Below are 26,879 nucleotides of genomic sequence, written 5' to 3'. Positions count from 1 at the left end.
TTATAAAGGAATGAAAATGCAAAAAGAAATTTTAAATTTTCCTGTACCGTCTTAGAGCTGCGATATTCAAAATCATAAAGAGCAGGGAGAAAGCGAGCAGCATAAGCAGATCTTTATAAATCATTTCCCATCCAAAGCCTCTCACCATTACATTTCTTAATGCTTCAGCCGCGTAATATAAAGGCGTAAAAGGGCCGATCCAGCTGAGCCACTCTGATATGGTCTCCAGATTGAATAACCCCGAGAAAAAGATCTGGGGAACCACAATAAGCGGTATAAATTGAATCATCTGCAGCTCATTATTGGCAAACGAAGACAGCAGGATTCCCAGAGTCAATGCTGTCAGCGAGAGAAGCAGTGTAATGAGCAGGACATAGCCAAAAGACCCTTCCATCAGCATGCCAAGCACATAGATCGCATACCAGGCGATGATGGCTGCCTGGATCATGGTGAATAACCCAAATCCCATGATATATCCCGCAACGATTTCCCATTTCCGGAGAGGACTGGTCAAAAGCCGCTCAAGGGTACCGGTTGTTCTTTCTCTCAAAAAGGATACACCGGCAATCAGGAATACAAAGAAAAAGACAAAGAATCCCAGCAGCACCGGCCCGAAATAATCAAATTGCCCCATGTCGTCCGAGCCGAATAAATAATCGATCTGTATCTCCTGATTCCCGCCATTTTGCTGTATAGGCTTCAGTGCATCCTGAATCCATTTCATCACCGCTCCGTTTATACTCGGATCGCTTCCTTCCAGAACCACTGATGGCGGCATTTGATCAAACACCAGATACGCATCCAGCTTCTTGTCTGATAGGTCATTTTCTGCCAGCTTCTCTGTTTCATAGTGTTTGAGTTTGGCATCTTCCAGGTTAAGCTGAGTTTCCAATTTTCCAGGGATATCAACGAGGCCAATTTCAGGCGTATATTCATCTCCGCTAAACACTAGGTGAAGCATAGTCAGGACCAGGATAGGAGCGAAGATCAATAGAGCCATCGTCCGTTTATCTCTTATAATCTGGCGGAGTATCCGTATAACCAGGGCCATAATTCTCATAATTACGCACCTCCATATGCCAGGAAGGCATCTTCAATATTGGCAGAGCTGGTTTGCTGCATTAATTCTTCCGGTGTGCCAGCTGCAATGAGCTGTCCGTCTCTAATCATGCCCAGCCTGTCACACTTTCCAGCTTCATCCATGACATGAGTCGTTACCAGGATGGTTGTTCCGTTTTCCTTCAGACTTTTAAAAGATTCCCAGATGCTTTTTCTGAGGACAGGATCAATTCCTACAGTAGGTTCATCCAGGATGAGGAGACCAGGACTATGCAAAAGGGAAATGGCAAGAGAAAGTCTTCTTTTCATACCTCCTGAATAATCGGAAACCAGCTTGCCGAGATGGTCAGTTAATGAAACAATTTCCATTACCTCATTCATCCGCTGCTTTTTTTCTTTTCCTTTTAATCCATACAGCGCTGCGAAAAAATCAAGATTTTCCTTTGCTGTTAATTCGGTATATAGGGCGTCGGATTGCGCCATATAGCCAATTCGTTTGATCAAATCCAGCTGGGGCATTTTTTCGCTGAAAATATGGTTTTCCCCCTGTGTTGGCACCTCCAGTCCCGCCAGCTGTTTAACAAGCGTCGTCTTGCCGGCTCCAGATGGGCCGAGCAGGCCAAAAATTTCCCCCTCGTAAATTTCAAGATTAATATCTTTTAAAACCTGGTGCTTTCCATAAGTCTTGGATACATTTTGGATGGAAACAATTGAATTTTTCATTGGTTCACTCCTTTTTCGCTAAAAAGTGAGTAATCACTCATATAAATCATAAAGGAAAAGCAACCTGTTTGTAAAGTGAGTAATCACTCATTATTTTCGACAAATGAATTTCAAGCATGATCAGGCTTTTGTGAGTTAAGTCACTTCTTCCTAAACGCATCTTAGCTAAAATATTTCTAATAGAATTGTAAAAGCGGGGGATGGGAATGGAAAATGAAAAGCACGATCATAGGCCGTTAATCGATGAATTTTTAGGCAAGATTGAAATTTTTAAAGAACTCCCCAGTGAATCCATACAGCTGATCGATAAACGGATTATTAAGAAAGCTTATTTGAAAGGCGAAAGAATTATGTCTGAATATGAAGTCGCCAAAGGAGTTTACTTTGTTCATTCCGGCATTGTGAAGCTGACGAAACAGGATGAACATGGCAACGAACTGATTGTTTGCATTAAGAAAAAAGGCGAGATTTTTGCAGAAGCCAACCTTTTTAACCAGACGGGTCAAACCTATCCTGCGACGGGTACAATGGTGCAGGATGGTGAAATCTACTTTCTGAACACGGATGATCTGGAACAGGAGCTTCTGTATTCACCGGAAATGGCTGTTCAGATTATCCGCTATATGAGTGAATCGCTGCGTGATATGACCTCCATTCTGAGGGACATCGCCCTGCTTGATGTGTACTCAAAAACCGTCCGGACATTGGAAAGGCTCGCGGAAAAATTCGGCGCCAACCACTGTAACCGAATGCATCTTGAACTTCCCATAACCGTCCAGGAATTCTCCACCCTTGTCGGAACATCCCGGGAAAGTGTCAGCCGGGTTTTTTCCAGACTGAAAAAAGAAGGAATCATCGAAATTACAGGCAGAAAAATCGTTATTGTGGACTGGTGTAAATTCTGCTCCCTTTACCATCAGGGGCTGTAAGGGCAGGTGCTTTTAAGGTGAGAAAGACAAATTTAAAATGATAGAAATGTCTTGCTCCACAAAGAATGCTTCGACAGCTTTATCATCGCACGATTAAAGTGCCAGCCTTTGGGAGGATGTGGCGTTCTTAGTCTGTGTTCCTTCGTAGCAAGGCGCTTCCGCTTTCCTTAGTCAGCCCGGCTTTTTTGATATATAATAGAGTCATAGACTCTATGACTCTGAGGTGCAAAGCATGGCTGACTTTCGTTCCAGTGAAATTATCAATAAACCTTTACATGAAGTATTCGATTATATGATTAAGATGGAAAATGTCCCTGAACTCATGCCGTTTGTTGTGAAAGTGGAAAAACAGACCGAGGGCGAGATCGGAAAAGGTACAAAGTTCATTGAAACCCGCATGGTCAGAGGGAAAAAAATCAGTGCAGATATTGAAATCATTGATTTCAAACAAGACAGAACCTATACCACCCGCAGCAATGCCAATGGACTTATAACAGAATTTAAATATGATTTTCATGAAATAGAAGAAGGAACGCAGGTGGAGATGGAAGCAAACGTCAAAACCAGCGGTCTTGTCGCCAAATTAACGAAGCGTTTCATCGTGAATATTGTGAAGCGGGAAGACGGAAGCCAGCTTCAGTATTTGAAGGAAATGATGGAGAAATAAGAAAAGCGCAAGGCGCCTTGACTACCCCCGGACACCTCATGGGAGCAGGTTCTTAACGGTTTTCGTCGTGTGATGAGGAGGCTTGCTATGCGTACATGGAACAGGAAAACAGGGAGCCTCTCCATTAGAGAGGCTCCCTGTTTTTATTAATTCCTTTTTTCATCCAAAACTAGAATGACCGTACCGCCCTCATTTCTGCCGGGCAGTTTGACTTTAATCTGCCGATTTTTGTCCACTGAATATTTCTTTCCGGAATATTGATCAATGACCTTGCTTCCGGCGGCAAATGGGACTTTTACTGTTACTTTCATTTTATCCGTCATAGTGTTTATGCCTACAACAGCATTTATGCCGTTATAGGAGCGGTTAAAAACTAGATACCCATTAGCGTCACTGCCTGCCAGCTTTTCGCGTGTACCTTTTGAAAACACTGCTGAGTAATCCTTCCGGATGTTAAGGAGCTTCCGGTAGTGCTTGTGCATGTCATTTTCGATTAGGGACCAGTCAAAGTCATAGCGGTTTTCATTAAACTCTCCTTTATCCATATCTCCTGCATGTTTGCCGGAAAGGCCGATTTCTTCCCCATAATAGATAACTGGCTGTCCCTTTGACGTTATTTGGAGGGCAGAGGCAATTTTCATTTTGCCCCAATCATTGCCCGCACTTGTGATCAGGAAGCCGTCTTCATCATGACTGCTTAAAAATTGGCCAAGAGCTGCCGTATTTGAGAGCTTATCATTTCGAGCCTGTAATTTTGCTTCAGCTGCGTCGATTTTGCCGTTAATGAAATCAGCAGCGGTATGTTTAAAATCAAAATCGAGGATGGAGTCCATTTCGCCGCTGTTCAGAAAGCCTCCATGTTCATCGATGTGGCCGCCGTAATATTCGCCTATGATTTTAAAGTCAGGCCTGATTTCAGTCAGGGCATTTTTAAATGCTTTCCATGTTGTGTGCTCCACGTGTTTAACGGTATCCACACGGAAGTAATCAATCGTATCTCCGCGGTCCGTTTTTGCTTTTTCAAGCCAGTCTGTCTGCCAGTCAATAATTTGTCTGCGGACCTCTTCTTCCTCCGTTTTAAAATCAGGCAATCCGGCCAGCTCGCCGCGGATGGTATCATTTCCTCCATCCCGCAGCATGCCCGTAAAGCGCTCGCGGTCAGCATCAGAAGGGAAGTTGGGAATTCCAAGTCCAATGGAATGATCGTTTTCCTTTAATCCATATCCGGTATGGTTCAGTACCACATCCACCATCACTTTTATGCCGCGGTCATGTGCTTTTTCCAAAAGTTCCTGGAATGTCTTGATGTCCCCAAGATGCTCATCCAATTTTGTAAAATCCTTTGCCCAGTAGCCATGATAGCCATATTGGTTTCCATCTTTATCATGGCGCAGGTCCCAATTGATGTTGTCGACGATCGGTGTGATCCAAATCGTGTTAATGCCAAGGTCCTCGAGATAATCCAGTCTTTCAATCACTCCCCGGAAATCTCCGCCATGATAGGTTTCCAGATGGGACGTATCATAATTTGAATGGTTTGGATCATCGTTGGAAGAATCTCCATTGTTAAATCGATCTGTCAGCATAAAGTAAATGCGTGCCTCATCCCAATCAAAATCATCCTTTTTGCCGCTGAAGGTACGGGTTTTGACTTCAACGGAAGCTTCTCCAGTATGGAAATTCCCATATTCATCAATTACCGTGATCGGCAGCTTCTTAATGCCTGCCGTTACAGCTTGATCAATGGATATGGTGTGTGCATTTAATGCCGGGTCAATACTGACTTTGCTGCTTCCGCCGATAGCGGATAGGTCAGCGTAAGCTTCTTTAATAGATACCTCAGGATCGGAAAGTACTGTTTCAATGGATAAAACAGCATTTTCATTGTATGAAACTTTATTTGGACTCACGTCAGTTCTGATTTTTGCTGTTGGGTTTTTATAGGTGAGGGATGACTTCTCATTATAAGGATCTTTCATTTCAGAAGGTTCTCCATCTCTAGTAACAAGGAAAGAGTACTCGTATGTTCCTTCTTCCAATTGATCAATCTTCACAAAGAAACGTTCTTCCTTAAGGGAGTACTGCATATCGTAAATCTGACCATTCAACTTTGCCTGCACCTTTTCAATCGAATCCATTTCTCCCTGTTTGAACAGCTCCGGATCTCTAAAATAAAGAGTAAGACTGCTATTGTTCAGGAGAGGCCCCGTAATAGAAGGGACCTGATAGAATTCACTCTGGCCGCTTTTGACTATAACCTTGGTGAAATTGTCATTCCCTGTTTTAATATAGCGGTCGGCACCATAAGGATCCTTTTGGTCCCAGCCTGTTCCTTTGCGAAGCACAAATCCCATTTGCTCAGTCTGCTGGCCAATTTCAATCAATGCAACAGCCCCCTTGTCATTGACTTCGGTAAAATCTGCCTGCCCATCTTTTATGCCAGTCTGCCAGGTCCAAATGTTCCAGCCTTCATAATCGTGCTTGTCTCTTAAATACGTAAACTCAATAAAACGACGGTTATCTTCTGCATTCCGATCGTCAAATTCCTCTTTTGAGTAATAAACGGTTTGGTCGCCCTCAGCGAGCCATACCTCTGCTTCATTTTGGCCATCAGGCATGGTAATGGTTCTGGAAATATCCTGAGTATCCCAGTTTCCAGGACGGGGAATGACATGGATTTTACTCGAAGGAACAGAAATCTTAGCTTGGGCAAAACCTTCTATACGGTTTGTAAATGGGTAAGCCTTGCCGTTTTTTCCGTCCTCCCATGCCCATAAATCCCAATTGAATTGCTTCCCGTCATCGCGCCAGTAGTTTATTTTGTAGCTATTCATCTGACTGATAATGCTGAAGCTATGCTCTAGTGTATAGCCATTGAATTCGCCAATGATAGTTACGCTTCCTGCTTCAGCAGAATTGGAGATTGCCAGCTGATTATTTTTCACCTCAACGCCATTTGCTTCCGTTTTTAATCTCCAGGCTGGCTGCACATCTTCGATAGTGCCGCTGCTATGTACTAATTTAGCCGAAAGAGGAATCATGGTGTCTTTTACAGCATCAGCAGGCATTTCAGTCGTTAATCCGCTAATAGCCAGTAAGCTGTTTCCATTAGCAGTCTTGCTATTTGCCGGATCAGTAATCCAATTGCTGTCATCCAGAATAAATTTATATTCATAGACTCCAGGTGATAAAAGAATAGTCTTTGACCATATATTGTTTTCGCCCTTCGTCATTGCCAATGCTCCATCTTGCCAGCCGGTAAAACTGCCGGCAACCCGGACCTGCTGAGCTTCTCCCTGATAGGAGAAAGTAACTTGATTCCCGTCCACTACAGGGCTTTCGACTGTGCTGGCAGAGGATAAGTGAGGATGAATTCCCGTGAATAAACTGAGAATCAAGCTTAGGAGCATGATCAAGATGCCAGCTTTCCTATATTTGTCCATAATTTTCCCTCCCTAATTAGATGAGTTAAAGTGGGTAATAAGTATAGTGCAACCGATTGCATCAAAAGGCGAATGAAACCGTTTGCGAACTACTTAAGGAAATTCTAACATCATAACGGAGGCAGCTCATGGGTAAAAAGTAGTTAATATTCAGAAAACTAAAACCATAAAAAAAGCCGCTCTGAAATCAGGGGCGGCATGTTCTATCTTTAGAAATTATAGGTCCAAAAACGCTCTTTATACATTCTGGCCAATACTTCAGGCTCTTGCTTTTTAATGCTTTCTTCCATATTCGCTGCCATCAGCTGTGTCTGTGAGGCATGTGCCTTGATCGCTGCAATCTTTCGGTCTGCAACCGCACTGACGTCATTGACAACATCAGCCTGGCCGATTTCTTCCTCACAGTTATTGGAGAATGCGACACAGTGAACCTTCGGACGCTTGTCAGCAGGCAGCTCTTTTACCGCACGGATCACAGCGGCGCCTGTTGCGTCATGATCCGGGTGCACAGCGTATCCCGGATAAAACGTGATGATGAGGGAAGGGTTTGTCTCACCGATGATGACTCCCAGTCTGTTCGCGAGCTTTTCTTCATCCTCAAACTCTACTGTTTTATCGCGAAACCCCAGCATTCTTAAGTCCTGGATGCCCAAAACCCTGGCTGCTTCCTCCAGCTCTTCTTTACGGATTTTCGGCAGAGTTTCCCTGGTGGCAAAAGGGGGATTTCCCATATTGCGCCCCATTTCTCCAAGCGTCAGGCATGCGTAGGTGACAGGTGTGCCGTTATCGATATGTAAGGAAATCGTTCCTGAAACGCCAAATGCTTCATCGTCCGGATGAGGGAAGATGACGAGTACATGTCTTTCCTTTTCCATCATGGTCGTGCTCCTTTCCATTTGGTGTCCTCTGAGCCCCTAATTATTCAAAAGGTGTTTCACTAATTTGCAGGGCGACTGCAAGCTTGCCGCTGAAATCATGGCCGGCTAAAAGGAGCCTGTCTTCTTCATCGACTTCAAAGTGGGTAATTCCTTCAGCATACACCCAGCCAAAATTCATTTTCAATCCAACCCGGTAAGGGCCTTTTCCGGTGATTTTTCCATGTTCATAAACCAATTTGGCATTGCGGATATAGGCACCTGAAGAAAAGAAGCTTTCATCAAAATGGGAAGCATACGCTCCGTTTGTTGTTTCCAGATGAATAAAGACCTCTTTATTGGCAAGGCGGTCAATCTCTTTTTGTACATGTTCTTTCACTGCTGGTTCCACTCTATAGTCCCCCTTCCGTTTTATCTTCATATTCGTTTGAGACGGCATTTATATGTTTATCTTACTAAAAAAAGAAATGAAAAGCGAAAAAGTAATCTCAGCGAGGGTGCTAAAAAGATATAACCGCGAAATTTTTAAATTGTCCGCGAAAAATCAATATATCTGCTTAACCGCCATGGAAAAAACAGAGCCCCGTCGGACTCTGTTTCATCATGCTTATTCTGATTCAAGACGGCCTGCACCAAATTTGCGGTAAGCACCAGGCATTGTAGGGCCAACATATTCATTTAGCTTAAAGCCATGGTTGATGGCGGCAGTGATGAAATCCTTCGCTGTTTGAACCGCTTCTTTGACAGGTTTGCCTTTCGCGATTTCTGCTGTGATTGCAGAAGAGTAGGTGCAGCCTGCGCCATGAGTGTAAGTCGTTTCAACGCGCTCGCTTTCATAAAGAGTGAACTCTTGTCCATCATATAGAAGATCAACTGCTTTTTCGTGCTGAAGCTTGCTGCCGCCCTTGATTAATACATACTTCGCACCAAGCTCATGAATTTTAACAGCCGCTTCCTTCATGTCCTCCACAGTCTTGATCGGACCTGTTTTAGCCAGCTGCCATGCTTCGAATAAATTTGGTGTTACCACTGTTGCAAGCGGCACAAGCAAATCTCTTAATGCTTCGTTTAATTCAGGATGAATCGGCTCATCCTCACCTTTGCAGACCATGACCGGATCGATGACAACATGATCCAGGCTGTTTTCTTTAATGGTCTTTGCCGCAATTTTAATCACGTCTTCAGAACCTAACATGCCAGTTTTCATCGCGTCGATTCCTGTAGACATAATTGTTTCGATCTGTGTTTCCAGAATGTCTGTCGAAATCGGAAACACGTTGTGGCTCCAGTTATTTTTAGGATCCATCGTCACGATGGTAGTCAGCGCAGTCATCCCGTAAACGCCAAGCTCCTGGAATGTCTTAAGGTCTGCCTGGATTCCCGCGCCGCCGCTCGTATCTGAACCGGCAATGGTCATTACTTTTTTCATCGTCATATGCATAATTCCTCCTTGAAGTGCTGCTGGATATCTTTTTCTAATTATAACAATAATTGAAAAAGGTAAAAACTATTAAGGACTGCAGATAGCATTAAGTTAACCGCTCCTTTAGGCAAAAATACGATGAACACATGAACGTACATAAAAATGGCTATGCGCACATAAATCACGCTTATCCGCACATAAATCACGCTTATCCGCACATAAACCTCGACTATCTGCAAATAAATTAACCTCAGCAAAATAAATCCTGCTGAACGTCACAATATTGCCAACTCCGGCGGACTTCTTAAAAGAAACAGGCCGGAATAGATGGTAAAATAAAAGGATAACGATAGATACATCGAAAGACGGTGAGGGAAATGAGCAGTACAGGCATCATTTTGGCAGGAGGACATTCAAGCCGGATGGGGGAGAATAAAGCCCTGCTGAAAATAGGCGGCAAAACAGTTATTGAGCGAATCGCCAATCAGCTGTCTTCTATATTGCCCAATGTCATCATCGTAGCCAATAAACAGGAAGATTATCAGTTTCTCGGCCTTCCTCTTGTAAGCGACCGCTGGAAAGAAAAAGGGCCACTGGCTGGAATTCATGCCGGCCTGTCTGAATCCATGACTCAAAACAATCTGATTGTGGCATGTGATATGCCATTCATATCCGGGGAGCTTGCCAGGCTTCTTCTTGAACAGCTGGATCATCATCAGGCGTCCGTGCCTGAAATCGGAGGGCAGCTTCACCCGCTTTTTGCCGCTTACCGAAAGGATGCAAAAGATGCAGCAGAGCTGGCATTGAGGGAAAATAAACTGCGGATCCGCCAATTTCTGCAGGAAATCGATAGCAGAATCATAAAAGATGAAGAGCTTAAGAATTTGGGATTTTTATATAGGGATGCGCACTTTTTTAACATGAACCGTCCTGACGAATACCGGCAGGCGCTGAAAATGGCAGAAGATGCATCAAAATAAGAATGCATTCATTTCCATTCCGTCCCTGTCTATGTCAAAATCAAATAAAACGAGGTGATTCCATGAATTTTGAGATTTCTAAAGACCCGATTGATATCCAAAGTGTAATCGATAAAGTGGTGCAGCGGGAAGCGGGAGCGATTACGACCTTTATCGGAACAGTCCGCGAGCTGACACATGGCAAAAAAACTCTTTACTTAATATATGAAGCATATGAATCAATGGCTGTGAAAAAACTGGAGCAGATCGGAACCGAGATAAAAGAGCGCTGGAACGGGGCAGAAGTGGCAATTACCCACCGGACCGGCAAACTGGATATCACCGATGTAGCGGTTGTCATTGCCGTTTCCACTCCACACCGTGCAGATGCTTATGAAGCAAACCGCTATGCGATTGAAAGAATTAAAGAAATTGTGCCGATTTGGAAAAAGGAACATTGGGAAGATGGCGAAGAATGGATTGGCAACCAGCTGGAAACAGTAGCATACCCAAAAGGAAAACCGGAGGCGAAGGATTTACATGAATAAAATTATGTTTTTTGCCCATTTGCGGGACCGTGTTGGAGAAGAGTCTGTTATAAATGATGTCAGCGGCAAAACAATCTCTGAACTGAAACAAATGCTTGAGGAAAAATACGGGCTGAAGCTTGATTCAGTCATGGCAGCCGTGAATGAAGAATTTGCTTCAGATGATGAAGTCATTCAGGCCGGAGATACAATTGCCTTTATCCCTCCAGTCAGCGGGGGGTAATGGCAGCTTCAAGAGAGGAGGTGGCGCATTGTCTGAAAGGTATTCACGCCAGGCTTTGTTTCCGCCTATTGGAAAAGTGGGGCAGGAAAAAATCCGCTCCAAGCATGTGCTGATTGTCGGTGCCGGCGCTCTTGGCTCGGGGAATGCGGAATTGATGGCGCGTTCAGGTGCCGGCAAACTGACTATCATTGACCGGGATTATGTCGAGGAAAGCAACCTGCAGCGCCAGCAGCTTTTTGCAGAAAGCGATGCCTTAGAAAAAATGCCAAAAGCGGCCGCAGCAGAAAAACGGCTAAAACAGATTAATAGCGAGGTCGAAACCCGCTCGATTATTGGCGATGCTACTCCGGAAAAGCTGGAAGAGCTTGCTGAAGGGGTGGATCTGATCCTGGACTCGACCGATAACTTTGAAACCAGGATGGCCATTAATGATATCTCCCAAAAATTTAATATTCCCTGGATTTATGGAGCCTGTGTCGGCAGCTTTGGCATGAGCATGACGATCATTCCCGGGAAAACGCCATGCATGAATTGCCTGCTGAAAAAGATTCCGATCCAGGGGATGACCTGTGACACAGGAGGAATCATTGCCCCAGCTGTGCAAATGGTCGTCGCCCATCAGGCAGCTGAAGCACTGAAAATTCTGGCTGAGGACTGGGAAGCCGTGCGTACCGCTATGGTCAGCTTTGATTTATGGCGAAACCAGTACACAAGCATGAAGGTGTCAAAAGCAAAAGATGAAGGCTGCTTATCTTGCGGAACAGAAAGAACATATCCTTACCTGCAGCCGGAAAACATGATGAAATCCACTGTTCTCTGCGGAAGGGACACTGTTCAGATCCGCCCGCCAAAGGAGCATGAAATCGAATTCGCTGAAATCGCACGGCAGCTGAAAGCATTAGGCTACCAGGTGAAAGGCAATCCGTATCTGCTTTCCGTCGAAATGGAGGAGCAGCGCCTGGTCCTCTTTAAAGACGGACGCGCCCTTATTCATGGCACAAAGGATTTAGCGCAGGCGAAGTCCATTTATCAGCGGATTATGGGTTAAAGTGAAACTTCAATCAGTGGGGTTTTGTAAGTTGGGGCCTACAGGAAGTGGCGTTTTAGTCATTTTCACTCTGTCGGGCCTTTACGGTCAATAAGAGTCCGGTAGAAAAACTAGTGCTTTTTCATTATATATAAGCCCCTTCCCTTTTTGTAAAATAAAGACAAAAAGACAGAAGAGGTTAACAATGATTACATTCATGTATTTTTTCGGGTATTTGTTTGACCAGCTGCTGGTCAATTTTATAGGGCTGGTGCTGATCCTTTACAGCTTTATCATTCCGGTTACCCCTATGTATAAAACCAAGCGTCCTGCAGATCTAATCGTCCATATAAGCCGGATTCTTTTCGCTATCATTCTCCCATTCCTGAACTTTTTCTACTTTTTATTCAATAGCGGAGACTGGGCGACAGGGGCCGGCATTACAGCGCCGGAGCATTTTAGCACCTTCATATGGCTTCAGGCTGGTCTGATTGTGCTGCCTGAACTGGTTTTTTTCATCCTGTCAAAAGTCAATATATCCAGAGTCTGGTGGTATGTACTGTACCCCGTTCTGTTGATTGGGCTATGGGTTTGGATGTTCTAGGGCATAAAAAAAGCGATGAAAAATTTTTCATCGCTTTTTTGCTTATTTTACTTCGTCTGTTCCGACAATAACTAACTTGCCTTCATCCAATACTTTTTCATATTGTTCTGCTTCTACGGTCGTTAAACCAACAGATTCAAATTTTGAACGAAGCTCATCTCCGCGTTTTTTGAACACGTTGCCGACAGAATCGAATAGGCCCTGCTCCTTCATGCCGACTTCGCCTGTATCCGTCGCGTCAGAAAGGTGATCTGAGCGATCCTTGTCATGTGCGAAAATATAGATGTTTTCCTTATTGAATCCCTGGTTTTGCAGCATTCCAATCGTATCAGTAGCCTGTACACCATTTTCAACAACTTCAATTTTATACATATATAACATCCTCCTTAAAAGATTTGCAGATTTATTTAAATGGCAGCATGTCCTGCCGTTATATTTATTACATATCCGTTCTGAAAATATTTAAACATGTATGCAAGAATGAAAGATTATGCAATGATAGCCAATGGGTATTAAGAATAGGACTTTTCAAATAAGAGGAGGGAGAGTTGGCAGATGAAGCGTGTCTTAAGAAATGACTGGCAGGAGATTTTGGAAGAGGAATTCGAGAAACCCTATTATCTCCATCTTCGTGAATTTTTAAAAAAAGAATATGAGGAGCAAACCATTTATCCAAAGCAGGAGGATATTTTCAATGCTCTTCAATATACAGCTTATAAAGACGTAAAGGCAGTGATATTGGGGCAGGATCCTTATCATGGACCGGGGCAGGCACATGGATTAAGCTTTTCGGTTCAGCCTGATGTAAAGCTGCCACCTTCATTGAAAAATATATTCAAGGAAATACAGGATGACCTGGGCTTCGAGGTGCCAAACAATGGCTATCTATTAAAATGGGTCCGAGAAGGAGTGCTACTCTTAAATACCGTTCTGACCGTCCGCAAAGGGCAGGCACATTCGCATAAGGGGAAAGGATGGGAAACTTTCACCGACACCGTCATACAAAAACTGAATGAGAGGGAAAAGCCAGTGGTTTTTATATTATGGGGCAAACCGGCTCAGGAAAAAGAAGCGCTGATTGATCCTTCTAAACACTATATAATAAAATCGCCGCATCCAAGTCCATTTTCGGCAAGAAAAGGGTTCTTTGGCAGCAGGCCATTTTCAAGGACGAATGAGATATTACAGGAGCTTGGAGAGGAGCCCATTGACTGGCAGATTCATGATCTCTGATTTTTTTCGTCATGTTTCACGTGAAACATACCGTTTCGTGTAAGAGAATAAGAGAAGTGCTCGAAATATGCATGTTCGAGAAGGGGAAGACAAATGAGTTCACAGAAAATGGATTGTTTTAAATGCAAATATTTCTATGTTACATGGGACCGGAGCCATCCAAAAGGCTGCAGGGCTTTTCAGTTTAAATCCAGGCAAATGCCCTCTCTCGAAGTTTTTCGGGCATCTGGCCATCCTTGTTTGCGTTTTGAAAAGAAAACCTGATAAACTTTATATGGCCGGTACCATTGGCGGTTTTTTAAAAAGAATGTATACTTTTTTTGAACTTCGGGATTTGTTTAGCGGAAGCAGCCTGCCCCTTGAAAATAGGGGTGGGGCAAGGCGCTTGCGCTTTTCTTACAGAAAGAGGTGTAGAGAATGAATATCTCTGTTCAGAAGCTTTTAGGGAAGATGGAAAAGGAATTGCTGGAAGCGAAAAGCAGCTCTTCAGACGCCAGAATAAGAGAAAGAGTGCAGGCGATCAAGTCATTATGCGAGCTGGTTTTGGAAGAGTCGGATACAGGAAGTGTGTCTGCTGCCGCTTCTATTAGCCATACATACAATGCACCGCCTCCGGCTCAGCCAGCGAGTCTGCAGTCAAAGAAAATGCAGATGGATGATGAGGCAAACGGCGATTCATTGTTCGATTTTTAATAAAACGATAAGAGGTGCAGGGGATTATGAAGCTATTCATTATAATTGGAGCCATTAATGCTTTTTTAGCAGTTGCATTAGGTGCGTTCGGGGCGCATGGGCTTGAGGGAAAAGTGGAGCCGAAGTATTTGGAGATATGGAAAACAGGTGTAACCTACCAGATGTTCCACGCAACAGGCCTTTTGATTATTGGCGTCCTGCTAGGCAAATTGCCGGCGTCATCTTTATTATCCTGGTCAGGCTGGCTGATGCTGATCGGCATTATCCTTTTCTCAGGAAGCTTATATGTTTTAACATTAACAAAAATCAGCGTGCTCGGTGCCATTACCCCGCTTGGCGGAGTTTCTTTCCTTGCGGCTTGGGTGCTCTTGATCATTGCGGCGGTAAAATATTTATAATAGGAAAGGAGCTTTGACGGGGTCAAAGCTCCTTTTTTATATAGGTGAATACAAATTTGAATTTCGATAACTGTCTAGCTCCGGCACCCTATCGACTCGGTGTGATTCCCTCACCTGTCTACGGCGACGTACAGGATGTGCGCGTACCGTTATAAGTCAACATCGAATCACTATCTCACTCGGCTCAGTTCACCACGCTCCGTCGATGGGCAAGGGCGCCTCCGCTTTTCTTATTACCTTGGCGAATATTGCGACATTCCCTGTCCTCCGCCAAACGGATATTCATATTCTATTTCTTCATCAAACGTCACATAGTCTAAGTAAATCATTGGAAGGAGAATGCGGGTTCCTGTTTGCGGATCGCTCAGAATCAAGTGATCTCGTCCGGCCGCTTCAATGATGCCTTTGAATATTTTGGCGTTCCATTCTGTATTGTTTTCGAATGTTGCATAAACAGTCGCGAGCTTTCCTCTGTTCAGGCGAAGAATATTTTCGATGTAGGATTGTTCAAGCGGAAGCATGCCTGGAATAGAAGGAGCAGCTGAAGGGGCACCCATACCGGCGCCGGCGCCGGCACCTGGAAACATCCCGCCCGAGCTTGCACCTGGAAACGTTCCGCCTGTTGGCATTGTTTGATATTGCGGCTGTCCCTGATTGTTCTGTCCCATTTGTCCGCTTCCAGTGTAAGGTTGCTGCCTGTAATCGTAATAAGGGTATTGACCATAATTTGATTGACTCAATGTTTTCCCTCCTAAAAATTATAATAGCCATTTCTATCCGCATTTTTGCCATGGACTGTCAGAAAGTCCTGCGGGTTGAATTTTAAAATAGAAACTCACTATTTCATTACTATGAAGGGGCATGTTTATTTATGACCTGAGAAAAAAGAAAAACTCCCAGCAGAGTGGGAGTTTTGGTGATTAAACGTGAAGAAACTTTTCAACTTTATCCTCTTCAAGGATGTTTCCGACGAAGAAGGAGCCGAATTCACCGTAGCGGGCACTTACTTCATCGAAGCGCATTTCATAAACAAGCTTTTTAAACTGAAGAACATCATCAGAGAAGAGGGTAACTCCCCATTCATAATCGTCGAAGCCGACTGAACCTGTGATGATCTGCTTTACCTTTCCTGCATACTGGCGCCCGATCATGCCGTGGCTGCGCATCATATTGCGGCGATCTTCCATCGGAAGCATGTACCAGTTGTCTTTGCCCTGGCGGCGCTTGTCCATCGGATAGAAGCAGACATGCTTCGCTTTCGGAAGTTCCGGGTAAAGGCGTGCCAGGATCTGCGGATTCTGGTATGGATCTTCTCCGGCCGGCAGGTAGTTGCTCAGCTCGACAACAGAAACATATGAATGAGCCGGAATCGTGAATTCAGCTAACTTAGTTTTGTTGAATTCGTTTTCAATTTCATTTAGCTCTTCCATTGTAGGCCTTAAGATCATCATCATAAAATCAGCTTTTTGGCCGACAATTGTATAAAGGGCATGGCTGCCGTTTTTCTCGCTTTGTGTTGTATTCCACTTGTCCACTAGGGCCATAAATTCGTGGATCGCTGCCTGGCGCTCTTCGCTGGGAGCCATTTTCCAAGTTGTCCAGTCAACTGTGCGGAAGTCATGTAAACAATACCAGCCATCAAGCGTTACTGCTGCTTCACTCATTATAATCACTCCTAATATGTACTAAAATTCTCATCATTACTATAACATAGTTTCTCCAATTAACATGTGTACAAAACTTGAAATGTTGGAATTCAGCAGGATGACAGGCACCTATACCAATTTGCGGAACTAGTACAGGTGTCTGTCACCGCAAAATCCCGTTTACAAAGAGGGGATTATGGATATCTTAAAAAAGGTATGAAGATATGCAGCAGAAGGGGTATTTATTATTGGGAATATACCGAAAACAAAAACTTTTTATTTGTAAACGCTAACAGTATGGGAACTCCTTGAAATTCTTAGGATGAAGAGTATTCTAAGGGAGTATATAGAAGAATTTCTATTGAGTTGAACGGAAATATAGTGCCGTAGGAGGAATTATCATGAGTGACTTATTCACAGTATTGAAAGAAAAAGTAACAGGGCAGAATCTAAGAATCGTATTTCCTGAAGGACAGGATGAGCGCATTTTAGCGGCTGCGGGCAGATTGGCTGCGGAAAAAATCATCACTCCGATCCTTATTGGAAACATTGCAGAAATTGAAGCGAAAGCAAAGGACATGGATATCAGCCTGGAATCAGCTGAAATTTATGATCCAAATAACTTCCTGATGATGGATGAGCTTGTGGCTGCATTTGTTGAAAGACGCAAAGGCAAAGCGACAGAAGAAGATGCGCGCAAAATCCTTCTTGATGAAAACTATTTCGGAACCATGCTTGTTTATGCGAACAAAGCAGACGGCCTTGTGAGCGGGGCAGCTCATTCGACAGCTGACACAGTGAGACCGGCTCTTCAAATCATTAAAACAAAAGAAGGCGTACGCAAAACATCTGGTGTATTCATCATGGTCCGTGACGATGAGAAATATGTTTTTGCCGATTGTGCCATCAACATCTCACCTGACAGCCAGGACCTGGCGGAAATCGCGATTGAAAGCTCGAAGACAGCCAGAATGTTCGATATCGAACCGCGTGTGGCCATGCTGAGCTTTTCAACAAAGGGCTCTGCCAAGTCTCCTGAAACGGAAAAAGTTTCGGCGGCACTTGAAGCGGCTAAGATTCGTGATCCGCTATTGATCATCGATGGGGAATTCCAGTTTGATGCAGCATTCGTTCCATCGGTAGCTGAGAAAAAAGCTCCGGATTCGCCAATCCAGGGTGATGCGAATGTATTTGTTTTCCCTAGCCTGGAAGCCGGAAACATCGGCTACAAAATTGCCCAGCGCCTAGGAAACTTCGAAGCAGTGGGACCAATCCTTCAAGGCTTGAACCGCCCGGTTAATGACCTGTCCCGCGGCTGCAACGAGGAAGACGTTTACAAGCTTGCTTTAATTACTGCAGCTCAAGCTTTACATCAATAATACAGCAGCTGAGAAGCCGGTCCCTTGTGACTGGCTTTTTTGCTATAATGTATCTGTTATGGGCCATTGGCCGATAAAGGCTCAAGTTTGGCCGTTAAAGTGTCATATTTGGCCGATAAACCTATAACTTAGGCTGATAAACTAGCTGATTTGGCCGTTAAATTGCCACCAAATAGATAAATTCTGCCGATTAACTCGAAATAACGGCAAAAGGGGATCAAATGAAGATGAATTCGCTACAAGACTTGCTGTTTCAGGAAGAATGGAGGGTCATTGATCAATCTGCTGCAGGCATCCACTTAAATGCCCTGCACTCTTTCGGGATGGACGATACACTTTGTGCTTCTGTAGGATCGGGTGAGGCGCCTGCGACTGCGAGGACATGGGTTCACCATAATACAATTGTGCTTGGAATCCAGGATACGAAGCTTCCTTTTTTAACTGAAGGCATCCATTTTTTAAAAAGCCAGGGATATGATGTGATCGTACGAAATTCCGGCGGTCTGGCAGTTGTCCTGGATCAAGGGGTCCTGAATATTTCGCTGATATTTCCTGAAAGTGAAAAAGGAATAGACATAAACCGCGGATATGATGCGATGTGGATGCTCATCCAGGAGATGTTTTCCGATTTTAATATAGAAATAGAAGCGCGTGAAATTGTCGGCTCCTATTGCCCGGGAAGCTATGATTTAAGCATAGGGGGACAAAAGTTTGCCGGCATCTCGCAAAGGCGCCTCCGCAATGGCGTGGCGGTCCAGATCTATCTGTGCGTGGATGGCAGAGGAAGTGGGCGGGCCGATTTGATTGGCAAATTCTATTCCCTTGCAAAAAAAGAAGAACAGACAAAGTTCCAGTACCCTGAAATTCAGCCGGCTGTGATGGCATCACTATCGGAATTACTGGGTACAGAGCTGAAAGTACAGGATGTGATGCTCCGCTTTTTGCAGTCATTGAAAAAGAAAGCGGGCCGCCTTTATGCAGGGCAGCTGACAAATGTGGAAGCTGGTTTGTTTGAAGCCTATTACCGCCGTGTGATGGAGCGAAATGAGAAAATACTTGGCAGCGAATAAATAAAAGAAGAGCCGCAGTCATAAACGATCTGCGGCCCTCCTTGAAAGGAATTGCTGCCATTTTCTCCTGCTCCCGCTGCCGGGAACACCCTTTTTGTTGGAACTTTCAGCGCCTGCACCCTTTGGCGGGCAAGGCGCTTTTAGCTTTTCTATTCAGCTACTCTCTCCAAATTGCCGTTGCGGTCCATTTTAAACTTGGATGCCGGCCTTTCTTCTTCATCAAACAGAACAAAATTGCGGGCTCTGTTCATGATTTTCATCAGTGTCTCGTAATCTTCCTGAATGGTTACCGTATTCTGCTCCAATTCGCCGATTTTGCTTTCAAGCTCTTCATTCCGGCTTCTTAGATCCGCATTTTCGCGCTTCAATCTTTCATTCTCACTCTTTAGTATATCAAGCTGAATGCCTGAATGATTTAATGTTTGCAAGTATGTGATAACGGTATCCATATCCAGCTGTGCAGGCGCAGTATAAACCGGCTCTGAATAGGTGTAGGATGAGACCGTCTCTGTTTGGGCATGCGATTCATCCTCTGTACGCTCTTCGTAAAAATCTGCCGGTGACGGCGGTACAATCGCATTTGTCTTAATTGGCGCTGCTTCAACCTCCTGCATAGTTGGAACTGGCGGAGAGTATAAGAGTTTCTTTTTGCCGCCCTGATCCTTTCCTAGCATTCTTTGTCTCTGCTTGCGCTGTTTCTTGGCTAACTGAAGTGCTTTTTCATACTGGTGCCTCACCACAGCGTTCCAGCGGAATCCGCATGCCGCAGATGTGCGGTTTAGCTTGTCCCCGACTTCCTCAAAAGCGTTTAACTGAGTGCTGCCTTCCCTCACATGCCGCAAAACGGTTTCTGCCAGCAATAAATCGTTTTCATCTGTCCAAGCGTCCTGACGTACTTTCATATAACCTCAGCTCCCTAAATTATTACTTTTTGCTGTTGCCTTAGTTAAAGGATGGACAAACTTGGCAGATTTTATACAAAGGTGATTAAAAGGATAGTAGATTTTTTAAAAATTTTATTTTTCGCTAGATACGTATGGCGGTTTTGTGAAGATTACTAAGATTCACCACCGAAGTTAATGATTACAGCTTGCAATAGAGCTGGATAAGTTTTAAAATAGCCTGTAGCAGTTGGCAGGGCAGTCCTTTTTATCTGAATAGGAATGCTTTGCAGCGGACATGCTTTAACGAAGAAGATGACGAGGCGCGAAATGCGCTGTTAAAGCTCCTGGAATGGGGAGCGCATAATATAAAAGATTGACCGCAGAAAGGGTTGTAATAAAATGGCAAACGAATTTCGTGTTTGCGACGATTGTCAGGCTGTAAATCTGAAGACATTGATACCGCAATTAAAAGAAATAGATCCTGAAGCAAAAATTGATGTCGGCTGCCAGTCCTATTGCGGGCCAGGCCGCAAAAAAACATTTGCATTTGTCAATAACCGTCCCCTTGCCGCACTGACGGAAGAGGAATTGATGGAGAAAATTAATAAAAAGCTGAAAAAATAAAGATCACCCTGACTCCTGTCCTGAGGTGATTTTATTTTTTGCCTGAGTTTATGATTGAGCTCCGATTGGTAAATAGACTTAGGAGGCAATATTCGTTTTTAGAAAAGTCGAAAAATATTTCCAGGGCAGATGATTGCTGTATCGCGGTTTCTGTCGAACAGCCATGAAAAACAGAGAATTTTGTGATGAATTGACACCGTAATCGGGATATAATAGGTATACGCCAAAAATTGGGAACAGCAGGTTCGAAAAGTGTGGACACAGGAAAAGCGGAGGGTACGGAATGGCATATTCAGCGGAAAAGTTAAGTGAGGAAAAAGTATTTAAAGATCCCGTTCATCGTTACATACACGTAAGGGACAGAGTAATCTGGGATTTAATCGGGACAAAAGAGTTTCAGCGTCTTAGAAGAATTAAGCAGCTCGGGACAACTTATTTAACCTTCCATGGTGCTGAGCATAGCCGCTTTAACCACTCACTCGGTGTTTACGAGATTGTACGGCGCATTTCCGATGACGTCTTTTTGGGCAGACCGGAATGGGATGAAGAAGACCGCATCCTGACCTTATGCGCGGCACTTCTCCACGATTTGGGGCACGGCCCGTTCTCACACTCCTTCGAAAAAGTATTCGACCTCGATCATGAACATTATACGAGGGCAATCATTCTCGGCGATACCGAGGTCCATCAGGTGCTCACAAGGGTAAGTGCCGATTTTCCTCAGAAAGTGGCAGATGTGATTGCCAAAACTTCTAAAAATAAACTGGTCGTCAGCCTGATTTCCAGCCAGATTGATGCGGACCGGATGGATTATCTGCAGCGGGATGCTTATTTTACAGGTGTCAGCTATGGCCACTTTGACATGGAGCGGATCCTTCGTGTCATGAGGCCGCGGGAAGACCAGGTCGTGATCAAGCAGAGCGGGATGCATGCCGTTGAGGATTACATTATGAGCCGGTATCAGATGTATTGGCAGGTATATTTCCACCCGGTTACACGCAGTGCCGAGGTGATTCTGACCAAAATCCTTCATCGCGCGAAAGATCTGCATGAACAGAAATACAGGTTTAAATATGATCCAATCCATTTTTATTCTTTATTCAATGGTGAAATCACTCTTGAAGATTATATAAAGCTCGATGAAGCTATTATTCTTTATTATTTTCAGATGTGGCAGGAGGAAGAAGATCCGATACTGAAAGATCTCTGCTGCCGATTTATGGACCGGAATTTATATAAATATGTGGAATTCGACCCGGCGAAGGAGTACAAGAAGCTAACGGAGCTGTCGGCTTTGTTCAAAAAGGCAGGCATCGATCCGGAATATTACCTGGTCGTCGATTCTTCATCTGATTTGCCTTATGATTTTTACCGTCCGGGCGAGGAAGAAGAAAGATTGCCGATCCATTTGCTGCTGAAAAACGGGGATATCCGCGAGCTTTCCCGTGAATCGGAGATCGTGGATGCCATTTCCGGGAAGCGACGCACTGATCATAAGCTGTACTATCCGGCTGATTTTATTGCAGACGACAGCAAAAAGCCAAACATTAAAAAACAGATTAGAACGCTGCTGGAAATCGATTAAGACTACATAATTGGTTTTCTATAGATACGGGAAAAAACGGAGTAGGAGATGAAGAGCTTTGTTAAAGGATCACGCCAAACTAATGCATGCCATTGCAGTCTCTGAAGAAATCGTGGGACGGAAAAAGCTGCAGAAAATGATTTATATCGCCAAAAACATCGCATTTCCCTTTCAGGAAAGATTTCAATTTCACTTTTACGGGCCATATTCGGAAGAATTGACACTAAGGGTCGAAGAACTCTGCAACATGGGATTTTTAAACGAAGTAAAGGAAAAAAAGGGCGGCTATTACCAGTATCGGTACACCCTTACTGAAACCGGCAAGGAATTTCTGGACATTAATTCAGTCGAAATGCCCAGCCTGCAGGACTGCCTGCTTGATATGAACGGCCAGAATGCAAGATTCCTTGAACTCGTCTCAACAGTCCTTTATTTTAACGACCTCCCAAAAGAAGAAGTGAAAGAAAAAGTCTTTACCCTAAAAAGCAAACAGCGCTACACGGATGAAGAAGTGGAACAGGCGTATCAATATATTGGAAGCTTAAGAGAAAAAGCCGGGCTGCATTAAGCGCCTGGCTTTTCTTTTTGCTGAATTCCTGGAAGGTAGTCTATCTGCACATAAATCTGAGCTATCCGCACATAAAAAGCTTCTGAATTAGAAAAATCCATAAAAAAAGCAGTTTCCGCATGGAAAACTGCCCTTTATAAGTAATTCTACTGATCGCTTAAGCGTTTTCCGCCGACAGCATAGTGATTTTTGGACATTTCTTCGATAAATACAACGATTTTATCTTCAGGGGCTCCAGTCGTTTCGCTTACTGCAGCTGTTACTTTTTCAGCGAGCGCTTTTTTCTGTTCTTCAGTGCGGCCTTCAAGCATTTTAACGGTTACGTATGGCATTTTCTTTACCTCCTCACTATTTATGCTTGTATTTTTCCACTTTTTCTTGCAATGTGCAAGCCTGATTCCCTTTGAACAGGCGTTCATGTATACTTTTAGGTAAATAGCATCGGCTTTTCCTACATAGTATGTATAAATAAAGCCTGGCTTTTCAGCCGGCAGGAGAGGGAGTTTTGGCATTTGGAACAATTTTTGGCGTTTTCTCTCAGGGAGATTCCCTATGTCGCGGTAACGTTGATGATCGCCTTTACGGTCCATGAATTTGCCCATGCCTATGTGGCTTATAAATTTGGAGATCCCACTGCAAAAGATCAGGGTAGATTAACCCTAAATCCTATGCAGCATCTGGACCCGATTGGAACAATCCTGATTTTTATTGCAGGTTTCGGATGGGCCAGGCCTGTACCGGTTAACCGCTTCTTTTTCAAAAATCCGAAGCTTGCCGGGATATCTGTCTCAATTGCGGGACCGATATCCAATCTGGTAATGGCTGTCCTGGGTTTTTTCATCTGGTATGCTCTTGCCGGAACTGGACTTGCCGCTTCATTTCCTGCTTTTGTGGCAGATTTCCTGAACATCTTTATTCAGCTGAATTTAGTGCTTTTTGTATTCAACCTGCTGCCGTTTCCGCCTCTTGATGGCTACAGAATTATTGAGGATTTGGCGCCTGCCCATATTCGCCCGAAAATGACTCAGTTTGAGGCATATGGCTCCGTTATTTTCCTTATCCTGGTCATTACACCGCTGGATCAATACACCATCCAGCCAATTTTTAACACCGTATTGCCGGTGCTGGCAAGCGGCCTAAATGATTTTTTCTATGAAATATTTATGACATAATAATAAGAGCCTAATTTTTGCTTAGGAGGACTTGAAAATGGAAGAAAAAAAGAAAAAGAAAGTCGATTTTAATATAATCAAGAACGACCCGACTGAGGGACATGGCGGTTTTGGGGTCGGGACTCTGAGCCTTGATAATGTGACACCGGTTATGATTGATGTGGATGCCGGGGAGGCGTCTATTGAAGTGGGCGCCATGCATGCTCGCAGTCCTGTTGAAAAAGGCATCAAGTTTTTGAAAAGCAAAGAGGAAGTGCCAAACGGGAAGCCGTATTGGCTGATTTGGGTCACCATTGACCGCAAAGAGGGCGGTGCTTATTATGCAGGTGTAACTGCCTGTGAAATGACGGTCGACAGAGAAATCCGCCGGGGCTATAAATCCCTGCCAGAGCATGTGAACCGCATGGATAAATCGATTAAAAGACACATCATTGTGGATCATATGGATGAGAAATCCAAAAAAGTACTGGCAGATTTCCTGAAAAATCATGACGCAGGCATGTGGGAAAGATCGGCGGAACAGCTAAAAAAAGATTTACAAGCCATTTAGAAAAAAAGTTTAATTTTGTGACGAAATTGTGACATTTTTTTGACTTGATTTTCTAACTACTTGTACAATTCCCATAAAAAAAGTAAACTATTTAACAGTGTGAAGGCACAATATAGCACTAGGACACGAAAAACCCCGGGATTCGGACCCCGGGGTTTTTCACTTTTTTATAAGCTGGAGTTGTACTTAGAGGTAAGTTAGCAGGGTTAATGTGCCACAGAACGGAACGGAGCCATCTGAAAGGAACTGACCGGGGAAATAGTGTCTTTGGGCAGACGGGAGCCATCTGTGCCTTTGAACAGACCGGAATCCGTCCGAAAGGAACTAATCAAGCTTATAGTGTCAGAAATATAAGCCCACAGGATCCCCTAAAAATAAAGCACCTGATCTTTTTCAAAGATCAGGCACCGCGGGTTGCTCTGGATCAGGAAGCCCACCGAAACAGTTTCTTATACCAAGGTGTGTCGGGCTTCTTTTCCGGCTGCTCAGTTTTATTCTCTTCTTTATGGCTCAAGTGGTCTGTACAGTATTCCACAGGCTCTGTGCCTTCTGCGAAGTAGGTTAGGCGCTTGACCGGGCAGTTTTCCCCAGCAATTTTCCCGTTGGCTGGGTCAATGTAGACGCCGACTGTGTCTTTGGGCGCTTTGAATTCCTTGGCCGGCTTTCCTTTATGGGCTTCCTCCATGAACCGGATCCAAATGTTTTTGGCATAGGTTTTGTCAACGGTTTTTGTAATAACCTGGCCTTTGTCATAGCCGGTCCATACCGCTGTGACAAGCTGTGGTGTAAAGCCGGCCATCCAGCTGTCTGTTTCTGTTGAACCGGACTTGCCGGCATAAGGGCGGGTCATGTCGTTGATGACTGTGCTTCCCGTTACCTGGGCATAGCCGTTCAGCTTCCGGTCAAAAATCCCTGTCATCATATGGGTCATAACGAAAGCAAGGTCAGGCTTCAGAACCTTCATCTGGAATGGCTCCTGCTCATAGATGACTTCGCCTTTATGGTTCTCTACACGCTTAATCAGTACCGGCGAGATCTTTTTCCCTCCATTGGCAAACATGCTATAGGCGTTCGCAAGCTCAATGACTCTTATGCCGGATGTGCCGAGTGCAAGGGACGGCACCTTTGCCATCTTGGAGGTAATGCCAAATTTCTTGGCTGTATTGACAAGTGTCTCTTCTCCTAAAAATAAATGAGTCTTCACCGCATAGACATTGTCAGATAGAGCAAGGGCCTGGGCCATTGTGATATCGTCATCCGCATACTTGCTGTTGAAGTTATGCGGTGTGTAGTCTAGCGTACCGTCTTCAAACCGAAAAGTAGTCTGCTCGCTCCGGATTGGAGTGGAGGGGGTGAAGCCCTGCTCCAGTGCAGCGTAATAGAGTAGAGGCTTTATCGTCGATCCGGGCTGCCTGACTGCCTGGACTGCACGGTTAAAGGGACTTGCCTCATAATCACGTCCGCCAATCATTGCTTTCACATACCCGTTTTTCGGGTTCATGGCAACAACTCCGACCTGAATCTCCGAGTCTTTTGAAATAAGCTTATCTATTGTTTCTTCCGCGATTTCCTGTTCCTTCAGATTCAAAGTGGTATAAACCTTCAATCCGCCCAGTTCAATCGTTCGGTCATCCAGCTTCAGCTGTGTCTTAAGGGCATTGCGGACAGCGTCCTGAAAATACGGGGCTGTTTTCGATCTTGGATGCATGTGCTCCCCAACAAGCTCAAGCTCTTCTGCCGCCGCAAGATCTGCTTCTTTTTGGCTGATGAGCCCGTTCTTCACCATCGTCTGCAGTATCACTTTCTGACGCTGATCTGCTTTTTCTGCTGATGCAAATGGCGAGTAGATGCCAGGACCCTTAGGGATGCCGGATAAAATCGAAGCCTCAGCCAATGACAGCTCACTTGCATCCTTCCCAAAATAGAACTGGCTTGCTGCCTGTGCGCCATAAGCTCCATTGCCGTAATAAATCGTATTTAAATAGCCTTCAAGGATTTCCTTTTTCGTATAATTCATCTCAAGCCTGATGGTATAAAAGGCCTCAAGCAATTTCCGCTTCCAGGTTTTTTCATGTTCAAGAAACAGGTTGCGGGCATATTGCTGGCTGATGGTGCTGGCGCCCTGAACTTTGGCCATTGCCTTTATATCAGCGAGGGCGGCACCTGCGATCCTTTTATAATCAAATCCGTTGTGCTCGAAAAAATTCTTATCCTCTATCGAGACCGTCGCATCTATTAAATGCGGGCTGATGTCATCGAGTGGTGCCCAATAGCGTTTTTGGCCGTTGTTGCTTTCACCGATAACCGTGCCATCATCCGAGAAAAATAAAGTCGATTGCGGAACGGCGAGCGGCGGCGGCCCCAAGATTTTGGCATATACCAGAATGCCTCCGATCATCACGGCGGCTAAAGCCATTCCTATTAAGCTAATAATGAGAACGGCACGCAAATATTTCATCGTTTTCCGAAAACGCTGATCCGTCATTAATTCCATATCAAGCACCCCCCATTTATCTGTTTCAAACATTTTTATAGTGAAAAGTTGATACAGCGCCAAGTGAACGAAAAGATAAAAACTGACCGATAAACTGTCCAAA

General features: G+C 44.4%; 29 protein-coding genes. 17 read left to right on the top strand and 12 right to left on the bottom strand.

What is annotated here, in order from left to right:
• Positions 1 to 31: 31 nt before the first annotated feature.
• Both DFO72_RS14835 and DFO72_RS14830 read right to left on the bottom strand, forming a co-directional pair.
• Positions 32 to 1,060, bottom strand: a complete 1,029-nt coding sequence (locus DFO72_RS14835; RefSeq protein ID WP_113882418.1) for an ABC transporter permease — start codon at positions 1,058 to 1,060, stop codon at positions 32 to 34.
• A gap of 2 nt (positions 1,061 to 1,062) precedes the next feature.
• Positions 1,063 to 1,782: an ABC transporter ATP-binding protein gene (locus DFO72_RS14830; RefSeq protein WP_113882417.1), complete on the bottom strand. Its 720-nt coding sequence runs from the start codon at positions 1,780 to 1,782 to the stop codon at positions 1,063 to 1,065.
• A gap of 206 nt (positions 1,783 to 1,988) precedes the next feature.
• Between DFO72_RS14830 and DFO72_RS14825 the strand changes: the two genes are divergently transcribed.
• Together DFO72_RS14825 and DFO72_RS14820 are read left to right on the top strand one after the other, a co-directional pair.
• Entirely contained in the window at positions 1,989 to 2,711 is a 723-nt protein-coding gene (locus tag DFO72_RS14825) for a Crp/Fnr family transcriptional regulator (RefSeq protein WP_113882416.1), read from the top strand.
• A gap of 232 nt (positions 2,712 to 2,943) precedes the next feature.
• Complete coding sequence (locus tag DFO72_RS14820; RefSeq protein ID WP_113882415.1) at positions 2,944 to 3,378, top strand: SRPBCC family protein; 435 nt, start codon at positions 2,944 to 2,946, stop codon at positions 3,376 to 3,378.
• A gap of 146 nt (positions 3,379 to 3,524) precedes the next feature.
• Here the strand turns inward: DFO72_RS14820 and DFO72_RS14815 are convergent, their stop codons facing one another.
• The 4 genes from DFO72_RS14815 to pdxK form a co-directional block, all read right to left on the bottom strand.
• Positions 3,525 to 6,821, bottom strand: coding sequence for an alpha-amylase family glycosyl hydrolase (locus DFO72_RS14815; protein WP_113882414.1), 3,297 nt, complete (start codon positions 6,819 to 6,821; stop codon positions 3,525 to 3,527).
• Positions 6,822 to 7,030: 209 nt separating this feature from the next.
• Positions 7,031 to 7,696 carry a bacillithiol biosynthesis deacetylase BshB2 gene (bshB2, locus tag DFO72_RS14810; protein ID WP_166672498.1) on the bottom strand — a complete coding sequence of 222 codons (666 nt, stop codon included), beginning with the start codon at positions 7,694 to 7,696 and terminating at the stop codon, positions 7,031 to 7,033.
• A 43-nt stretch (positions 7,697 to 7,739) separates the two neighbouring features.
• A complete protein-coding gene (locus tag DFO72_RS14805; RefSeq protein ID WP_009332344.1) occupies positions 7,740 to 8,087 on the bottom strand; it encodes a YojF family protein in 348 nt (115 codons plus the stop codon).
• Between the two features lie 216 nt (positions 8,088 to 8,303).
• Complete coding sequence (pdxK, locus tag DFO72_RS14800; RefSeq protein WP_113882412.1) at positions 8,304 to 9,131, bottom strand: pyridoxine/pyridoxal/pyridoxamine kinase; 828 nt, start codon at positions 9,129 to 9,131, stop codon at positions 8,304 to 8,306.
• A 365-nt stretch (positions 9,132 to 9,496) separates the two neighbouring features.
• On the opposite strand from pdxK, the gene mobA reads away from it, so the two are divergent.
• From mobA to DFO72_RS14775, 5 genes are all read left to right on the top strand, one after another.
• Positions 9,497 to 10,099 carry a molybdenum cofactor guanylyltransferase gene (gene mobA, locus DFO72_RS14795; protein WP_113882411.1) on the top strand — a complete coding sequence of 201 codons (603 nt, stop codon included), beginning with the start codon at positions 9,497 to 9,499 and terminating at the stop codon, positions 10,097 to 10,099.
• A 62-nt stretch (positions 10,100 to 10,161) separates the two neighbouring features.
• Positions 10,162 to 10,626 carry a molybdenum cofactor biosynthesis protein MoaE gene (locus DFO72_RS14790; protein WP_071158255.1) on the top strand — a complete coding sequence of 155 codons (465 nt, stop codon included), beginning with the start codon at positions 10,162 to 10,164 and terminating at the stop codon, positions 10,624 to 10,626.
• Entirely contained in the window at positions 10,619 to 10,849 is a 231-nt protein-coding gene (gene moaD / locus DFO72_RS14785) for a molybdopterin converting factor subunit 1 (protein ID WP_113882410.1), read from the top strand. Before DFO72_RS14790 ends, moaD begins: the two co-directional genes overlap by 8 nt.
• A 28-nt stretch (positions 10,850 to 10,877) precedes the next feature.
• Positions 10,878 to 11,897, top strand: coding sequence for a thiazole biosynthesis adenylyltransferase ThiF (locus DFO72_RS14780; protein ID WP_113882409.1), 1,020 nt, complete (start codon positions 10,878 to 10,880; stop codon positions 11,895 to 11,897).
• 184 nt (positions 11,898 to 12,081) lie between these two features.
• On the top strand, positions 12,082 to 12,480 hold the full coding sequence (locus tag DFO72_RS14775; protein ID WP_113882408.1) for a hypothetical protein: 399 nt from the start codon (positions 12,082 to 12,084) through the stop codon (positions 12,478 to 12,480).
• 42 nt (positions 12,481 to 12,522) lie between these two features.
• Here DFO72_RS14775 and DFO72_RS14770 read toward each other — a convergent pair whose 3' ends face one another.
• The gene (locus DFO72_RS14770; RefSeq protein ID WP_113882407.1) at positions 12,523 to 12,852 is read right to left on the bottom strand and encodes a general stress protein; all 330 of its coding nucleotides are present in this window, start codon (positions 12,850 to 12,852) and stop codon (positions 12,523 to 12,525) included.
• Between the two features lie 183 nt (positions 12,853 to 13,035).
• Between DFO72_RS14770 and DFO72_RS14765 the strand changes: the two genes are divergently transcribed.
• The 3 genes from DFO72_RS14765 (at position 13,036) to DFO72_RS14750 (ending at position 14,804) form a co-directional block, all read left to right on the top strand.
• A complete protein-coding gene (locus DFO72_RS14765; protein WP_113882406.1) occupies positions 13,036 to 13,713 on the top strand; it encodes a uracil-DNA glycosylase in 678 nt (225 codons plus the stop codon).
• Between the two features lie 417 nt (positions 13,714 to 14,130).
• A complete protein-coding gene (locus tag DFO72_RS14755) occupies positions 14,131 to 14,406 on the top strand; it encodes a YwdI family protein (RefSeq protein ID WP_113882404.1) in 276 nt (91 codons plus the stop codon).
• A gap of 26 nt (positions 14,407 to 14,432) precedes the next feature.
• Positions 14,433 to 14,804: a DUF423 domain-containing protein gene (locus DFO72_RS14750; protein WP_113882403.1), complete on the top strand. Its 372-nt coding sequence runs from the start codon at positions 14,433 to 14,435 to the stop codon at positions 14,802 to 14,804.
• Between the two features lie 233 nt (positions 14,805 to 15,037).
• On the opposite strand, the gene gerQ is transcribed toward DFO72_RS14750, so the two are convergent.
• Positions 15,038 to 15,544: a spore coat protein GerQ gene (gene gerQ, locus DFO72_RS14745; RefSeq protein ID WP_113882402.1), complete on the bottom strand. Its 507-nt coding sequence runs from the start codon at positions 15,542 to 15,544 to the stop codon at positions 15,038 to 15,040.
• A 180-nt stretch (positions 15,545 to 15,724) separates the two neighbouring features.
• Positions 15,725 to 16,468: a hydrogen peroxide-dependent heme synthase gene (hemQ, locus tag DFO72_RS14740; RefSeq protein WP_113882401.1), complete on the bottom strand. Its 744-nt coding sequence runs from the start codon at positions 16,466 to 16,468 to the stop codon at positions 15,725 to 15,727.
• 383 nt (positions 16,469 to 16,851) lie between these two features.
• Here hemQ and pta point away from each other — a divergent pair, with 383 nt between their 5' ends.
• Both pta and DFO72_RS14730 read left to right on the top strand, forming a co-directional pair.
• Positions 16,852 to 17,829, top strand: coding sequence for a phosphate acetyltransferase (pta, locus tag DFO72_RS14735; RefSeq protein WP_113882400.1), 978 nt, complete (start codon positions 16,852 to 16,854; stop codon positions 17,827 to 17,829).
• Between the two features lie 227 nt (positions 17,830 to 18,056).
• Positions 18,057 to 18,899 carry a lipoate--protein ligase family protein gene (locus DFO72_RS14730; protein ID WP_113882399.1) on the top strand — a complete coding sequence of 281 codons (843 nt, stop codon included), beginning with the start codon at positions 18,057 to 18,059 and terminating at the stop codon, positions 18,897 to 18,899.
• A gap of 149 nt (positions 18,900 to 19,048) precedes the next feature.
• Here the strand turns inward: DFO72_RS14730 and DFO72_RS14725 are convergent, their stop codons facing one another.
• Entirely contained in the window at positions 19,049 to 19,801 is a 753-nt protein-coding gene (locus DFO72_RS14725) for an RsfA family transcriptional regulator (protein ID WP_113882398.1), read from the bottom strand.
• Between the two features lie 381 nt (positions 19,802 to 20,182).
• Between DFO72_RS14725 and DFO72_RS14720 the strand changes: the two genes are divergently transcribed.
• The 3 genes from DFO72_RS14720 to DFO72_RS14710 all read left to right on the top strand — a co-directional run bounded on the left by DFO72_RS14720 (position 20,183) and on the right by DFO72_RS14710 (position 22,560).
• Positions 20,183 to 20,407: a DUF1450 domain-containing protein gene (locus DFO72_RS14720; RefSeq protein WP_113882397.1), complete on the top strand. Its 225-nt coding sequence runs from the start codon at positions 20,183 to 20,185 to the stop codon at positions 20,405 to 20,407.
• A gap of 283 nt (positions 20,408 to 20,690) precedes the next feature.
• On the top strand, positions 20,691 to 21,992 hold the full coding sequence (locus DFO72_RS14715) for an HD domain-containing protein (protein ID WP_113882396.1): 1,302 nt from the start codon (positions 20,691 to 20,693) through the stop codon (positions 21,990 to 21,992).
• Positions 21,993 to 22,050: 58 nt separating this feature from the next.
• Positions 22,051 to 22,560, top strand: coding sequence for a YwgA family protein (locus DFO72_RS14710; RefSeq protein WP_113882395.1), 510 nt, complete (start codon positions 22,051 to 22,053; stop codon positions 22,558 to 22,560).
• Between the two features lie 146 nt (positions 22,561 to 22,706).
• Here the strand turns inward: DFO72_RS14710 and DFO72_RS14705 are convergent, their stop codons facing one another.
• Positions 22,707 to 22,892 (bottom strand): 2-hydroxymuconate tautomerase, encoded by a 186-nt coding sequence (locus DFO72_RS14705; protein ID WP_009332324.1) that lies wholly within the window; start codon positions 22,890 to 22,892, stop codon positions 22,707 to 22,709.
• 180 nt (positions 22,893 to 23,072) lie between these two features.
• Between DFO72_RS14705 and DFO72_RS14700 the strand changes: the two genes are divergently transcribed.
• Entirely contained in the window at positions 23,073 to 23,732 is a 660-nt protein-coding gene (locus DFO72_RS14700; RefSeq protein WP_113882394.1) for a site-2 protease family protein, read from the top strand.
• Positions 23,733 to 23,769: 37 nt separating this feature from the next.
• Positions 23,770 to 24,282, top strand: a complete 513-nt coding sequence (locus DFO72_RS14695) for a YwhD family protein (RefSeq protein WP_113882393.1) — start codon at positions 23,770 to 23,772, stop codon at positions 24,280 to 24,282.
• Between the two features lie 424 nt (positions 24,283 to 24,706).
• On the opposite strand, the gene DFO72_RS14690 is transcribed toward DFO72_RS14695, so the two are convergent.
• The gene (locus tag DFO72_RS14690; protein ID WP_113882518.1) at positions 24,707 to 26,776 is read right to left on the bottom strand and encodes a transglycosylase domain-containing protein; all 2,070 of its coding nucleotides are present in this window, start codon (positions 26,774 to 26,776) and stop codon (positions 24,707 to 24,709) included.
• Between the last annotated feature and the right edge of the window lie 103 nt (positions 26,777 to 26,879).

Origin of the sequence: Cytobacillus oceanisediminis (assembly GCF_004366035.1) — a bacterium.
Lineage (GTDB): Bacteria > Bacillota > Bacilli > Bacillales > Cytobacillaceae > Cytobacillus > Cytobacillus oceanisediminis_C.
The sequence above is the reverse complement of the archived record's forward strand: the minus strand, read 5'-3'. Positions and strand labels throughout refer to the sequence as shown.

Excerpts from the sequence above, each read along its gene's own strand:
- DFO72_RS14825 (WP_113882416.1), top strand. The coding sequence starts at position 1,989 with ATGGAAAATGAAAAGCACGATCATAGGCCGTTAATCGATGAATTTTTA.
- DFO72_RS14715 (WP_113882396.1), top strand. The coding sequence starts at position 20,691 with ATGGCATATTCAGCGGAAAAGTTAAGTGAGGAAAAAGTATTTAAAGAT.
- pdxK (WP_113882412.1), bottom strand. The coding sequence starts at position 9,131 with ATGACGATGAAAAAAGTAATGACCATTGCCGGTTCAGATACGAGCGGC.
- DFO72_RS14790 (WP_071158255.1), top strand. The coding sequence starts at position 10,162 with ATGAATTTTGAGATTTCTAAAGACCCGATTGATATCCAAAGTGTAATC.
- DFO72_RS14750 (WP_113882403.1), top strand. The coding sequence starts at position 14,433 with ATGAAGCTATTCATTATAATTGGAGCCATTAATGCTTTTTTAGCAGTT.
- DFO72_RS14775 (WP_113882408.1), top strand. The coding sequence starts at position 12,082 with ATGATTACATTCATGTATTTTTTCGGGTATTTGTTTGACCAGCTGCTG.
- DFO72_RS14770 (WP_113882407.1), bottom strand. The coding sequence starts at position 12,852 with ATGTATAAAATTGAAGTTGTTGAAAATGGTGTACAGGCTACTGATACG.
- moaD (WP_113882410.1), top strand. The coding sequence starts at position 10,619 with ATGAATAAAATTATGTTTTTTGCCCATTTGCGGGACCGTGTTGGAGAA.
- pta (WP_113882400.1), top strand. The coding sequence starts at position 16,852 with ATGAGTGACTTATTCACAGTATTGAAAGAAAAAGTAACAGGGCAGAAT.
- DFO72_RS14835 (WP_113882418.1), bottom strand. The coding sequence starts at position 1,060 with ATGAGAATTATGGCCCTGGTTATACGGATACTCCGCCAGATTATAAGA.
- bshB2 (WP_166672498.1), bottom strand. The coding sequence starts at position 7,696 with ATGGAAAAGGAAAGACATGTACTCGTCATCTTCCCTCATCCGGACGAT.
- DFO72_RS14815 (WP_113882414.1), bottom strand. The coding sequence starts at position 6,821 with ATGGACAAATATAGGAAAGCTGGCATCTTGATCATGCTCCTAAGCTTG.
- DFO72_RS14705 (WP_009332324.1), bottom strand. The coding sequence starts at position 22,892 with ATGCCATACGTAACCGTTAAAATGCTTGAAGGCCGCACTGAAGAACAG.
- DFO72_RS14695 (WP_113882393.1), top strand. The coding sequence starts at position 23,770 with ATGGAAGAAAAAAAGAAAAAGAAAGTCGATTTTAATATAATCAAGAAC.
- DFO72_RS14820 (WP_113882415.1), top strand. The coding sequence starts at position 2,944 with ATGGCTGACTTTCGTTCCAGTGAAATTATCAATAAACCTTTACATGAA.
- DFO72_RS14830 (WP_113882417.1), bottom strand. The coding sequence starts at position 1,782 with ATGAAAAATTCAATTGTTTCCATCCAAAATGTATCCAAGACTTATGGA.
- hemQ (WP_113882401.1), bottom strand. The coding sequence starts at position 16,468 with ATGAGTGAAGCAGCAGTAACGCTTGATGGCTGGTATTGTTTACATGAC.
- DFO72_RS14765 (WP_113882406.1), top strand. The coding sequence starts at position 13,036 with ATGAAGCGTGTCTTAAGAAATGACTGGCAGGAGATTTTGGAAGAGGAA.
- DFO72_RS14690 (WP_113882518.1), bottom strand. The coding sequence starts at position 26,776 with ATGGAATTAATGACGGATCAGCGTTTTCGGAAAACGATGAAATATTTG.
- DFO72_RS14755 (WP_113882404.1), top strand. The coding sequence starts at position 14,131 with ATGAATATCTCTGTTCAGAAGCTTTTAGGGAAGATGGAAAAGGAATTG.
- DFO72_RS14720 (WP_113882397.1), top strand. The coding sequence starts at position 20,183 with ATGGCAAACGAATTTCGTGTTTGCGACGATTGTCAGGCTGTAAATCTG.
- mobA (WP_113882411.1), top strand. The coding sequence starts at position 9,497 with ATGAGCAGTACAGGCATCATTTTGGCAGGAGGACATTCAAGCCGGATG.
- DFO72_RS14730 (WP_113882399.1), top strand. The coding sequence starts at position 18,057 with ATGAATTCGCTACAAGACTTGCTGTTTCAGGAAGAATGGAGGGTCATT.
- DFO72_RS14725 (WP_113882398.1), bottom strand. The coding sequence starts at position 19,801 with ATGAAAGTACGTCAGGACGCTTGGACAGATGAAAACGATTTATTGCTG.